This window comes from Sphingorhabdus lacus (genome assembly GCF_009768975.1).
Taxonomy (GTDB): domain Bacteria; phylum Pseudomonadota; class Alphaproteobacteria; order Sphingomonadales; family Sphingomonadaceae; genus Sphingorhabdus_B; species Sphingorhabdus_B lacus.
Genome location: NZ_CP035733.1, coordinates 2948662 through 2961402, shown reverse-complemented (window position 1 = coordinate 2961402; position 12741 = coordinate 2948662). Strand labels below are relative to the sequence as shown.

14 protein-coding genes are annotated in these 12741 nt (G+C 60.5%); 10 read left to right on the top strand and 4 right to left on the bottom strand.

What is annotated here, in order from left to right; genetic code table 11:
• Positions 1-6: 6 nt before the first annotated feature.
• From EUU25_RS13960 to tldD, 3 genes are all read right to left on the bottom strand, one after another.
• Entirely contained in the window at positions 7-567 is a 561-nt protein-coding gene (locus EUU25_RS13960; RefSeq protein ID WP_158901960.1) for a pyridoxamine 5'-phosphate oxidase family protein, read from the bottom strand.
• 36 nt (positions 568-603) lie between these two features.
• Positions 604-1791 (bottom strand): hypothetical protein, encoded by a 1188-nt coding sequence (locus tag EUU25_RS13955; RefSeq protein WP_158901959.1) that lies wholly within the window; start codon positions 1789-1791, stop codon positions 604-606.
• Positions 1792-1893: 102 nt separating this feature from the next.
• Positions 1894-3321: a metalloprotease TldD gene (gene tldD, locus EUU25_RS13950; RefSeq protein WP_158901957.1), complete on the bottom strand. Its 1428-nt coding sequence runs from the start codon at positions 3319-3321 to the stop codon at positions 1894-1896.
• A 115-nt stretch (positions 3322-3436) separates the two neighbouring features.
• Between tldD and tgt the strand changes: the two genes are divergently transcribed.
• The 9 genes from tgt to EUU25_RS13905 all read left to right on the top strand — a co-directional run bounded on the left by tgt (position 3437) and on the right by EUU25_RS13905 (position 11496).
• Positions 3437-4564: a tRNA guanosine(34) transglycosylase Tgt gene (gene tgt, locus EUU25_RS13945; protein ID WP_158901955.1), complete on the top strand. Its 1128-nt coding sequence runs from the start codon at positions 3437-3439 to the stop codon at positions 4562-4564.
• On the top strand, positions 4561-7245 hold the full coding sequence (locus EUU25_RS13940) for a bifunctional [glutamine synthetase] adenylyltransferase/[glutamine synthetase]-adenylyl-L-tyrosine phosphorylase (protein WP_158901953.1): 2685 nt from the start codon (positions 4561-4563) through the stop codon (positions 7243-7245). Before tgt ends, EUU25_RS13940 begins: the two co-directional genes overlap by 4 nt.
• A 12-nt stretch (positions 7246-7257) precedes the next feature.
• Positions 7258-7719 (top strand): peroxiredoxin, encoded by a 462-nt coding sequence (locus EUU25_RS13935; protein ID WP_158901951.1) that lies wholly within the window; start codon positions 7258-7260, stop codon positions 7717-7719.
• Positions 7716-8516, top strand: a complete 801-nt coding sequence (locus EUU25_RS13930; protein ID WP_425505187.1) for a ferritin-like domain-containing protein — start codon at positions 7716-7718, stop codon at positions 8514-8516. Before EUU25_RS13935 ends, EUU25_RS13930 begins: the two co-directional genes overlap by 4 nt.
• A gap of 122 nt (positions 8517-8638) precedes the next feature.
• Positions 8639-9367, top strand: a complete 729-nt coding sequence (locus EUU25_RS13925) for a M23 family metallopeptidase (protein ID WP_158901949.1) — start codon at positions 8639-8641, stop codon at positions 9365-9367.
• A gap of 100 nt (positions 9368-9467) precedes the next feature.
• Positions 9468-9812 (top strand): HesB/IscA family protein, encoded by a 345-nt coding sequence (locus EUU25_RS13920; protein ID WP_158901947.1) that lies wholly within the window; start codon positions 9468-9470, stop codon positions 9810-9812.
• A gap of 90 nt (positions 9813-9902) precedes the next feature.
• Positions 9903-10676 carry an exodeoxyribonuclease III gene (gene xth, locus EUU25_RS13915; protein ID WP_158901945.1) on the top strand — a complete coding sequence of 258 codons (774 nt, stop codon included), beginning with the start codon at positions 9903-9905 and terminating at the stop codon, positions 10674-10676.
• A 65-nt stretch (positions 10677-10741) separates the two neighbouring features.
• A complete protein-coding gene (locus EUU25_RS13910) occupies positions 10742-11155 on the top strand; it encodes a hypothetical protein (RefSeq protein WP_158901943.1) in 414 nt (137 codons plus the stop codon).
• The gene (locus EUU25_RS13905) at positions 11152-11496 is read left to right on the top strand and encodes a hypothetical protein (protein ID WP_158901941.1); all 345 of its coding nucleotides are present in this window, start codon (positions 11152-11154) and stop codon (positions 11494-11496) included. Before EUU25_RS13910 ends, EUU25_RS13905 begins: the two co-directional genes overlap by 4 nt.
• 2 nt (positions 11497-11498) lie before the next feature.
• Here EUU25_RS13905 and EUU25_RS13900 read toward each other — a convergent pair whose 3' ends face one another.
• Complete coding sequence (locus EUU25_RS13900) at positions 11499-12023, bottom strand: TetR/AcrR family transcriptional regulator (RefSeq protein ID WP_158901939.1); 525 nt, start codon at positions 12021-12023, stop codon at positions 11499-11501.
• 106 nt (positions 12024-12129) lie between these two features.
• Between EUU25_RS13900 and EUU25_RS13895 the strand changes: the two genes are divergently transcribed.
• On the top strand, positions 12130-12669 hold the full coding sequence (locus EUU25_RS13895) for a GbsR/MarR family transcriptional regulator (RefSeq protein ID WP_158901937.1): 540 nt from the start codon (positions 12130-12132) through the stop codon (positions 12667-12669).
• Positions 12670-12741 lie beyond the last annotated feature (72 nt).

Sequence of the window (12741 nt, the reverse complement as noted above, 5' to 3'; positions counted from 1 at the left end):
CTCGGGCTAGTTTACAGGGCCGAAATAACGATCGGTCGGTCTGGTCGGCAATCCGTCAATGCTCTTTGTCCGGCCCTTGGTTTTCGTCATCCACGCGTCCGGATCGGCCTGGGCATGATATTTGGTCAGCGTATCGCGCTCACGGTCCAGCGTCATGAAGGGGACGCCCCAGCCGCAACTGCTTTGAACGCTTTCCACGTCGATCACAAAAATCTGTCGTGTGCCGGGCAGGATGGTGAAATGGGCGGCAAGTGCTTCCCATTCGTCATCCTGTGGCAAGACGGGCCGACCACGACCATAGATCCGCAATATCAATGCCGGCCGGTCAAAGTCGCAGAACATGATGGTGATGCGTCCATCCGCCGCCAGATGGGCATGCGTCTCATTCCCGGACCCGCCCAAATCGAGATAGGCAACCCGGGTCGGCGACAGCACGCGGAAGCTGTCATATCCTTTCGGCGACAGATTGATCCGGCCATCGGCGGCAGCAGTTGCTGTAAAGAATATCGGTTGCTTGCCGATCATCTCGACATGCTTGGTGGTCAGGGCATCGGTAAATTCAGACATATTGCCATTTTGACGCAATTACCGATGCAGCGCAACCTAACAGGACGAACCGGGGATCGGAATTCCCAGCGGTCCCTTGCACGCCTTGGGCTTGCGCGCGGGCTGGCCTTCCTCTCCGCCGCCAGCGCCCATGGAACCCATACCGGTCATGAAGCTGGCAAAGGCCCGGAAACGGACCTTGGCGGTCCAGTCGATATTCCACACCGCCTTGGGATCGGCCGGTTTGGGCGGGAAGGAGAAATTCTCCTCCGGACCAAAGGCATTCATACTGCCGAACATCATGCCGCCCGCCGCCGCCTTGGCTTCCGCAGGGATTGAACAGGTTGTCTGTGTCGGCGGCAGGATGTTCTTTGCGGCAATCTGCCGCTGCACTTCGGCCGGGGATAACCAGTCCATGCCGGCGCCGCCATCCTTGCTGCTGGCCGATGTCCACATGACCAGATCGCCGCCCTGCCCCGCACGTTCCATGCCGCCCATGGCCCAGGCGACATAGCCGGTTGCGGTGGGGACGCTGTTCCATTTGAGCAGGATCGCGCCCAATTGTTCCGACGGATTGACCTTCAGCGAGGCCATATAGTCGTTCATCAGCGCGAATTTGATTTCAGGCGTGTAGGCGCTCGCAACGCGATGTTCGCCGCGCAGCGAAGATCCAGACTTGGGTTGCTTGCCATTTTGCCCATTGGGCCACCAGGCGGCATTTGCATCGCGCGCTGCGGCGGCGGCCTGCATACCCCGCATCTGGGCGGGCATATTTGCGGGCATTTGCGCCGTCGGCAATTTTGCAAAATCGATGATGAAGGGCTGCCCCTTGGGCGCCTTGGTGTAGCAGCCCCAGAACATCAGCAAACGGCCCTTCGGCTTTTCCATGCCGCGCGGATCATAGTCGCGGTCAGGCTTCGACGGTTTGCCCGGCGCATCGCCGACCAGCGGCACCGACTTGCCCATCTTGGCGGCAGGCAGGAAGAAATGATCGGCCTTTTCCGGCTGCTGCGGCGACGGTGTCGCGGAAGTCAATTTCAGGTCCAGCATATAATTATCGCCGCCACCGCCCATCAGTCCGCCAAGACCGCCACCCATCATGGCGCCCATGCCCATGCCGGACATGGTCGACACATCCATGCTATATTGCGCCTTGGGACCTGTTGTTTTCTGGGCTGAGCCGGGGACCGTTGCCAGAACGGCGGCAACCGCCGCCAATGAAGCATATCGTGATATTGAACGCATGTTTCCACTCCTGGGTTTCCGGACCTGTTAGCCCGGTCAAACATGCGACCCGATTCTTGTTGCCTTCTGACTATATGCCTGTCGGAAAACGAAGCAAGCCTCTTACCCCGCAGTGCCTCCGACCGTCAGCGCGCTGACCAGCGTCGTCGGTTGCCCGACGCCCGCAGGGACGCTTTGACCCGCCTTGCCGCAAATGCCAACGCCTTCGTCCAGCGCCATATCATTGCCGATGCCGGTCACATTGTTGAGCGCGGTGAAACCATCGCCAATCAACGTTGCGCCCTTGATCGGATCGCCCAGCTTTCCATCCTTGACCAGATAAGCCTCGGTGCAGCTGAACACGAATTTGCCCGACACGATATCGACCTGCCCGCCGCCAAAGCTTTTGGCGAAGATGCCGTTTTTAACGCGGCTCAAAAGTTCGGCAGGATCATCATTTCCACCCCGCATGAAGGTATTGGTCATGCGCGGCATTGGCGCATGGGCGTAGCTTTCGCGGCGGCCATTGCCGGTCGGCTCCACACCCATCAGGCGCGCGTTCATGCGGTCCTGCATATAGGCGCGCAAAATGCCGTCTTCGATCAGGACATTTTCCTGCGTCGGCGTGCCTTCATCATCAATCGACAGCGACCCGCGCCGGTTCAGCATCGTGCCGTCGTCGACCACTGTTACGCCGGGCGCAGCGACGCGCTGGCCGATCTTGCCCGAAAAGACCGACGAGCCTTTGCGGTTGAAATCGCCTTCCAGACCATGGCCCACTGCCTCATGCAGAAGGACGCCGGGCCAGCCCGGTCCGAGCAGGACGGTCATCTCGCCCGCCGGGGCCGCAACCGACCGCAAATTGGTGAGCGCCTGTGCCAAAGCCTCGTCAATGGCATGTTCCCATTCATGGTCCTCGAACAGCTTGTCGTACAGATAGCGACCGCCAAAACCATAATTGCCGCTTTCGCGCCGATCGCCATCCTGCGCAACGATGGAGACGTTCAGCCGCACAAGCGGGCGCACATCGGTGGCGATGAAGCCATCGGCGCGCACGATCTCGACGACGGTCCAGCTGCCCGACAGGCTGACGCTGACTTGGGCGACGCGCGGATCGCGGGCGCGGGCGGCGGCATCGATTTTCTGGCAGAGCGCGACCTTTTGCGCAAAGGGCACCAGTTCCAGCGGATTGCCGTCGGTATAAAGGTGCCGGTTATTCTTGCGCGGCGGGGCGGCAGGCTGATCCTTGGCGGGGTCAAGCAGCTTCAATGTTTCGCCCGCACGCCGGATGGCGGCCTCGCTCATATCATTGGCATGGCTGAACCCCGTCATCTCGCCCGAAACACCGCGCAGGCCGAATCCCGAGCCGGTGGAATAATCCGCCATTTTCAGACGGCCATCGTCAAAACCGAAACTTTCGGTCGCGCTATATTGCAGATAGAGCTCCCCGTCATCGCAGGCCTTGAGCGCCTCGCGCGTCAAACGCTGGGCCGCATCGGGGTCAAGCAGGCCGGGTTGATACAGATAGGAACGGGGATCGGTATAAGTCATGCCCCCTATATGGAGAAGCAATGCTGGCGCGAAAAGGTCTAATATAAAACAATGCGGCGGACCGGTGGGGCCGCACGCCCTTCCCTCTGCAATCAACCCTGCTAAAGCGACGGCGATGAAAAGCCGATTCCAGTTTTCGATTTCCGCCACCAGCGGCAAGGCCCGCACCGGGACCATCCAGATGATGCGCGGCGAAATCCGCACGCCTGCCTTCATGCCGGTGGGCACCGCCGCGACCGTCAAGGCCATGCGCCCTGCCGAAGTCCGCGCGACGGGGGCGGACATCATCCTGGGCAACACCTATCATCTCATGCTGCGCCCGGGCGCCGAGCGCGTGGCGCGGCTGGGCGGGCTGCACAAATTTTCCGGCTGGGACCGGCCGATCCTGACCGACAGCGGCGGCTATCAGGTGATGAGCCTGTCGGCTTTACGCAAAATCACCGAAGAGGGCGTTTCCTTTTCCAGCCATCTGGACGGGTCGAAACATATGCTGTCGCCCGAACGGTCGATGGAAATCCAGCGCTTGCTTGGGTCGGACATCGTCATGGCCTTTGACGAATGCCCCGCTAACGGGGTCAGCCGCGACGAGGCGATCAAGTCCATGGAATTGTCGATGCGCTGGGCAAAGCGGTCGCGCGATGCCTTTGATGCGGGCGGCGCCCATGCCGAGCAGGCCGCGCTGTTCGGCATCCAGCAAGGCTCGCTCGACGAAGAATTGCGCAAGCGGTCTGCCGATGCGCTGATCGATATCGGCTTTGACGGCTATGCCGTGGGCGGCCTTGCGGTCGGTGAGGGGCAGGAGGCGATGTTTGGTTGCCTCGACTATGCCCCCGACCAATTGCCCGCCGACCGGCCACGCTATTTGATGGGGGTGGGAAAGCCTGACGATCTGGTCGGCGCGGTCGAACGCGGGATCGACATGTTCGATTGCGTCCTGCCCACCCGCAGCGGACGCAATGGTCAGGCTTTCACCCATTCCGGCCCCATCAACATCCGCAACGCCAAATTTGCAGAGGATCAGGGCCCGATTGATGACCGCTGCACCTGCCCCGTCTGCGCGACATGGACGCGGGCCTATGTGCACCATCTGATCCGGTCGGGCGAGATATTGGGCGCGATGCTGATGACGCAGCATAATCTGCATTATTACCAGATGCTGATGGCCGATATGCGCGCCGCCATTGCCGACGACCGCTTTGCCGCCTTTGCCACCGACTTCCGGCGAGATTATCTGAAGACATGAACGCCATCCGTAACGCCATCGACCGCGCCTCCGCCAACAGCCCGTTCCTCGCAGGCTTGATGGAGCGCAATCCCGATCTGATGGCATTGATCGAAGCAGGCGACCTCGACGCCGCGCTGGACAGCGCATTGGCGCGCCAGTCGGAGACGGTCGGTTCGGCCCTCCGGCGGCAGCGGCAGGGTGTGGCACTGGTGACGGCGCTTGCCGACCTTGCCGGACTATGGGACCTGACCCGCGTCACCCGCATCCTTTCCGATTTCGCCGACCATGCGCTCGACCAGGCCATCGCCGCAGCCATAGAGGAACGCGTGCCCGGCGCCCCCAATCAGGGTTTTGCCGTCATCGCGCTGGGCAAGCATGGCGGGCGGGAGCTGAACTATTCGTCCGACATCGACCCGATTTTCCTGTTCGACCCGCAGACGCTGCCCCACCGCGAACGCGATGATGTGGCCGAGGCTGCGGTCCGCTATGGGCGGCGCGTCATCGAACTGCTGTCGGCGCTGGATGCCGACGGCTATGTCTTTCGCGTCGACATGCGCCTGCGCCCCTCGCCCGAGGTCAGCCCCATCGTCCTGCCGGTCGAGGCCGCGATCAGCTATTATGAATCGAGCGCGCTGGCGTGGGAGCAGGCCGCCTTCATCCGCTCGCGCGTCTGTGCGGGGGACCGGCCGCTCGGCGATTATTTCCTCAATGCCATCCAGCCGTTCATCTGGCGCAAGTCGCTCGATTTCGGGCAGCTCAAGAACATCACCGCGATGACCGCGCAGATCCGCGACCATTATGCCAAGGGGCAGAAAATCGGTCTCGGCTATGATCTGAAGCGTGGCCATGGCGGCATCAGGGAATGCGAATTTTTCGCGCAGGCGCACCAGTTGATCCATGGCGGCCGCGACGTCGCCCTGCGCAATCCCGATACCCGCGAAGCCTTGGCCGCGCTTGCAAGTGCCGGCTGGATCAAGCCGGAGGAATCGGACACGTTAAGCGCGGCCTATGAACAGTTGCGGACCGTCGAACATCGCCTGCAAATGCACAGCGACCGGCAAACACACAGCATCCCCGACAATCGCGACACCGCCGATGCCGTCGCGCGGCTGCACGGGCTGGCCGATGCCGACGCCCTGATCGAGATCATCCGGCCCATCTCGACATCGGTGGCCGCGATCTACGACCGGATGGTGGACGCCAGCGGCAGCGAGGGGCCGCGCATGGCCGAAGACGGCCTGCCGCTGGAGGAGCAACTCGCCAATCTTGGTTATGCCGATCCGGCGGCGGTGATGCAGCGCATGACCCGCTGGCGCAGCGGTAATATCCGCGCGATCCGCAGCCCGTCGGCGCGCGACGCGTTCGAGGCTGTGCTGCCTGCCTTGCTGAAGGCAATTGCCGACGCCCCCGATTCCGACCGCGCGATTGCCCGCTTCGACAATATGATCGAGGCGATGCCGAGCGCGATCAACGTGTTCCGCCTGCTGGAGGCGCGGCCCGGACTGCTGCAACTGGTGGCCGATATCTTGAGCTACGCCCCCACGCTGGCCGACGACCTCGGACGGCAGAGCCGCTATCTCGACGCGCTGATCGACACCAGCGCCATGGATTTGCCGGGCGATGTTACCCGACTTCTCGTTGCAATGAAGCGCCGGATCGGGACCGCAGATTATCAATCCACTCTCGACATCGTCCGCGACTATGTGGGCGAGAAGCGCTTCGCTCTGGGCGTCCAGTTGATCGAAGGGCGGAACGACGCGCTCGATATCGCGCGCAGCTATGCCCATTTGGCAGAGGCGGCGTTGCAAACCCTGACCGCCGCCACCGTGGCCGAGTTTGAAAAGACCCATGGCAGGGTTCCGGACAGCGAGCTTGTCATTCTCGCGCTCGGGCGGCTTGGCGGCGAGGCGTTGACCCATGCGTCGGACCTTGATCTGATCCTACTCTTCACCGGCGACCATCTCGCCGAATCCGACGGCGCGCGGCCCTTGGGTGCCACCCAATATTATAACCGTCTGGCGCAGCGCGTCATCGCATCGCTGAGCGTGCCGACCGCATCCGGCGCGCTGTATGAAGTCGACACCCGCCTGCGGCCCTCGGGCGCCGACGGTTTGCTCTGCGCTTCGGTCAAAAGCTTCAGCCAGTATCAGCGGGAAAATGCGTGGACGTGGGAGCATATGGCGCTGACCCGTGCCCGGCTGCTCTTCGGTTCGGATGCCGCATGCGGCGAAGTACGCGGCATCATCGCCGATGTCCTGAACGCCGGGCGCGATGTCGGCAAGACCCGGACCGAAATCGCCGACATGCGCAAGGACATGGCCGCCCATAAGCCGCCCAAAGGCGAGCTGGATGTAAAGCTGCTGCCCGGCGGGCTCGTTGATATGGAGTTCATCATCCACATGCTGCAACTCACCCGGCACGAAGGTCTTGTGCCGCAACTGGGTCCCGCCATCGACATGCTGGTGCGCGCCGGACATTTGCCCGCCGATTTTGCGCAGGCCTATGCGCTTTTGGGCCGCTTGCTGGTGATGGTCCGGCTGGTGGCCCCCGACTGTGCCGCCCCGCCCGCTGCGGCACAAAGCCTGATCGCCCAGGGTCTGGGCTATGCCGACTGGAATGCCCTGACCGGCGCGATTAGGGATTATCGCGGGGTTGTCACGGTGGAATGGGAGCGCCTATTTGGCCCACGTGATTTTTAAAGGATGCCGAAAATGACCGATGTGAACGATATGCTTCCCGATGTAACGGTGCTCGACAGCGCAGGAACTGCCGTCAACCTTGCGGCGCTCAAGGGGCCTTTGGTGCTCTATTTCTATCCCAAAGCCGATACGCCGGGATGCACCAACGAGGCGAAGGACTTTACCGCGCTGGCCTCCGAATTCGCGGCTTTGGATTGCCCGGTCTATGGCATGTCGAAAGACAAGCCGGCAAAGCTCGCCAAATTCGCCGCCAAATATGACCTGAATGTCACGCTGCTGTCAGACGAAGCCAGCGACGCCACCGAACAGATGGGCGCATGGGTCGAAAAGTCGATGTACGGCAAAAGCTATATGGGCATTGACCGGTCGACCTATCTGGTCGGCAAGGACGGCAAGGTGAAGCAGGTCTGGCGCAAGGTGAAGGTGAAGGATCACGCCGCCGAAGTCCTCGCCGCAGCAAAGGCGCTTGGGTGAACGCACCGATCGCCAATCCTGTTACCCTCGGCCAAGCATGCCAATCCGTCCTCCTCACCGCTGATCCCCATGCCAAGGTCATGGCGGCGCGGGCGGCGGCGCGTCACTGGCGGTTGGGGCGATTGGCGCACCGCTTCGACGTGCCGATGCCCGATGCCCCTGCGCGTCCCGAACATCCGCAGCTTTTGGCACCCGGCCGGATGCCCAAAAGACGCAAGGGCGGGACCGAGGCCAACCGCATCGCCCTGTTGCACGCCCTGGCCCATATCGAATTTGTGGCCATTGATCTGGCCTTCGATCTGGTCGGCCGATTTGGCGACCAATTCCCCGCAGCCTTTGCCGATGACTGGATGAAGGTCGGTGCGGATGAGGCCATGCACTTTGTTTTGCTCGACCGGCGGCTGCGGCAATTGGGCAGTTTCTATGGCGCACATCCGGCGCATGATGGCCTTTGGGAATCAGCCCATGAGACACGCCATGATGCCCTTGCACGGCTTGCCGTTGTGCCGATGGTATTGGAAGCGCGCGGCCTCGATGTGACGCCTGCGACCATCGCGCGATTCGAATCGGCGGGTGATTCGGTGTCCGCAAAAATCCTGAATCGCATCTATAATGACGAGATTTCCCACGTTTTTGCGGGAACAAAATGGTTTGAGACGAGTTGTTCCGAGCGTCGAATCCTACCAAAAGATTATTGGAAACTGCTGGTAAACCGTCACTTTCGTGGGTCCGTTAAGCCCCCGTTCAACGACTCAGCGCGTTTGAGCGCCGGTTTATCCCGCGATTATTATGCATAGGTTGCATTGCCCGGAACTCTCCGTCACCAATCCTTCACATAAGGGGTGGGCAGAAAAACTGCCTTGGTGAAACTTCGGGGCTGCGCAAAAGCGCGGGTCGCAACATAAGGTACTAAAACACTATGGTACGCAGCGCTTTGGCCAATGGCCAATCACTGACCTTCAAAGTTGTTTCCGCGCTTGGCATCCTGGTCGCCGCTTCGGCAATGACCCCCGCTTACGCAAATTCAGCAGCCGCTTCCGACACCTTCCGGGTAAAGCCAGAAGATCTGAAAGCCAACCAGACTGCCCTTGGCACATCCGATCCCGAATTCCGCGCACTCAACGACAGCTGGGGCCGCATCGTTGGCGCATCGACCAAGGTCGAAGTTGCCGTACCTTCGATCAATCCGGTCGAAGCCATGAAATTCTCGAGCGGTTTCGGTTACCGGAACGCTCCGACACGCGGCGCAAGCCGTAACCACAAGGGCATTGATATTCCCGGTCCCGTGGGCACCCCCATTTACGCAACCGCCGATGGCACCATCGGTCGCGCGCAGTGGGTCAGCGGCTACGGCAAATATGTAGAAATCAACCACGGCAATGCCGTACAGACACGCTACGGCCATCTGTCGGCAATGAACGTGACGCCAGGTCAGCGCATCCGCAAGGGTGACATTCTGGGTTATATGGGCTCCACGGGTCGCTCCACCGGCAGCCATCTGCACTATGAAGTGCGTATCGCTGGCGAAGCCATCAATCCAACGGCTTTTCTGGCACCGCAAACCGCCGATCAGGCCACATCAAATATCTTGCTTGCCAGCAAAACAACTGATAGCAAAGCCATAGGCGGGCCAGCTGAAGACGAGTAAGCTTTCCGGCTAAACGCATCACCTTTGGGAGAGGGTGTAAATTTGGGGGCTGGCAAAGGAAACTCTGCCGCCCCTTTTCTTTATCTGCTGCACAGCCTACATGGGGTGTATGTCTGAAACTCCCGCCATATCCATGACCGATAACGCCGCCCGCCGGGTTGCGGAAATTGCCGTCAAGCTGGGCAAACCGCCGATCTTGCGCTTGTCTGTCGAGGGCGGCGGCTGTTCAGGCTTCCAATATCGCTTTGGCCTCGCCGAAAGCGTCGAAGCCGACGACATCCGGGCCGACGGGTCGGGCGCTTCGCTGGTGGTAGATCCCATCAGCCTCGATCTGGTGCGTGGCTCGGCAATCGACTTTGTCGAATCGCTTGGTGGCAAGTCCTTCCAGGTCACCAACCCACAGGCCCAGGCCGGGTGCGGCTGCGGCTCCAGCTTTTCGGTTTAGAAATTCCGCTGCGGTGCAGAACCGCACGCAAAATTTCAATTCACCCCAGATGTGCTCTGGCGCTTCGGACCAACTGCGCTAAAACGGGCTATGCGTATCGCGACTTATAATATCAATGGTGTCAAAGCCCGGCTGCCGCGTTTGCTGGAGTGGCTGGACGAAACCAAACCCGACATTGCCTGCCTGCAAGAGGTGAAGTCGCAAGATGACGGCTTTCCGATCGGCGAATTTGAACGCGCAGGCTATGGCGCGATCTGGCACGGGCAGAAATCCTTTAACGGCGTTGCCATTCTCGCACGCAATGCACAGCCTGTCGAGGCGCAGCGGACACTGCCCGGCGATCCCGAGGACGAGCATGCCCGCTATCTGGAGGCGGATGTCTTTGGGGTGCGCGTCGCCAGCATCTATTTGCCCAACGGCAATCCGCAGCCGGGACCGAAGTTCGACTATAAGCTGAAATGGATGCAGCGCCTGCGGGCGCGCGCAGCCGGGTTGATGGCGGCGGAGATACCGGCGGTGCTGGCGGGCGACTATAATGTCATTCCGACGCCGAAGGATATCTGGTCGTCCTCTGCGATGCTCGACGATGCCCTGCGCCAACCCGAGAGCATTGCAGCCTACCGGACCTTGCTTGCCGAAGGTTGGACCGACGCGCTGGCAACGCACTATCCGCAAGGCGGGGTGTGGACCTATTGGGATTTTCAGGCCGGCGCATGGCAGCGCGACCATGGCTTCCGCATCGACCATCTGTTGCTCAGCCCATTGCTGGCTGACCGGCTGGTTGCCTGCGGCGTCGATAAAGACCATCGTGGCCGCGAAAAGGCCAGCGACCATGCGCCAACATGGATCGAACTGGCGGCGTAAAAAATTTGTTGTAGCAGTCGCTACATTTTGTTAGACAGCATCCGACCGGCGGAAGGATGCCTCTTGTGATTCATAGCCAGCCCAATCGTATCGGATTAACGTCGCGGCAGACGCTGTTGCTGGTTTTCGCTGGCGCATCGCTGTGGTTTCTTGCCGCAGTGCTTCTGCGCATCATCGCGCCGATGGGCGCCCTTGAAGGGACAATGCGCGGCGTCAGCTATGCCTTGGTCATCCCCGGGACCTACCCCTTTGTTCTGCTCACCAAATGGCTTGTCGCGTTGCGCGATGACCAGATGGCTATAGGGATCGCCGTTGCGACGACGACCGCGCTGCTGATCGATGGCATCGTCGTCGCGTGGTTCCCTGCTGTCTATGGCGGACATCTGCCGCAGGTGACGAACTGTACCGCGATCATCTTGTGGGGCGCTGGTGTTGCGCTTCTGCTCGGTTTTTTCATTAATAAGGGAGAGTATAAATGACGCTGTTTCGCCTGTTGCTTTTGACGATCATTGCCGTTGTCGGCGTCTACACCGTCATCGTTGTGTCCAACCATGGCTTGGGCCTCTTGCCCATCTTCTTCGGCGACATCGCCAAGATGGAATGGCCCGGCCAGTTCAATATGGACTTCTTCTCCTTCCTGACCCTTGGCGCAACATGGGTCATGTGGCGGCACCATTTCTCGCTTGCCGGCATCGCACTCGGCTTCTGCGTATTTGCAGGCGGCGCGCCGTATCTGTGCACCTATCTGCTGGTGGCGAGCTTTCAGGCGAATGGCGATGCGAAGGAAATATTGCTCGGAAAGAAGCGGGCCGCAGCCTGAGTTCACACCGCCTTGGCGTTGATGTCGTCCAACCCAAGGCTTTTCAGCAAGAGCATGCCTTCAATCGTGACGAGCAGCCGCGCCGCATCGACGTCGCGCTGCTCTTCGCTTTCGGACAGAAGCTGCGCCTTGCCCCATTCGTAAAAGCCGCGGCCGATCTGTTCGCCTACGCCACGGAAATAGGCATCGCCCATCGCCGCGCGCGACGCAACCTCCAGCCAGATGCGCATATAGGGCCATAATTCGTCCACGAAGAGGATGGCGGCAAATTGCCTACGCAACACATCCACGGGCAAAAGTTCTGGCGCAACCCGATCGCCCAATTTCAGAACCAGCCGTGCGGATATTTCCTCCAGCACAGCGGTAATGATCTCCGCCTTGTCCGAAAAATAATAGAGCAGCATCCGATCGCTCGTCCCGGCGGCCTTTGCCAGCGGGCGCAAGCTTGATGCCGACAGCCCTTCGGCCAGGACATGGTCCGTAAGGCGCTGGATAATGTCCTGGCGGCGGGAGTCGGGCTTTTTCACCGTCTTAGTATAGGGCAACCGGTGCGCAGGCCGCAAAGGCAAAACCGGGAATTGACAATTATTCTAATTTCTGTAAATACAGAAATAACGAAAAGGACGAGTCGCCATGGGCGTTGAAAAATATCCGGAAGCACTTGAGTTCATCCTGCACTGGGGTGAAATGGGCACGCATTGGGGCGCCAACCGCTCCGTTGCGCAGGTGCACGCGCTGCTCTATCTCAGCGACCAGCCACTGGATGCCGAGGCGATTTGCGAGGCGCTCGATCTGGCCCGCTCCAATGTGTCGACCGCGCTCAAGGAATTGCAGGGCTATGGCATTGTCCGCCGGACCCATATTCCGGGCGATCGGCGCGACTATTTTACCGCGGAAACCGAGCTTTGGGACCTGTTCATGGCGATCACTGCCGAGCGTAAAAGGCGCGAGATCGATCCGACGATCACCAAGCTTGCGGAACTGAAGGACCGCATGGCGGCGAACAAGGATCTCCCCGCCCATGTGCGTGAGCGGATCGGACGGATGCACGAATTTATCGCGACCCTGACCGGATGGTATGAACAGGTGCGCGGCCTCAAGAAATCCACGTTGATTTCGCTCATGAAGCTGGGTGCAAAGGTCGCCCGCTTCGTCCCCGGATCAAAGGACTAACCCCAGCTGGAGAAGACCCATGCCACCTGAACATTCGCATATCTAATCATTTCGATTTTTACAGAAATTAAA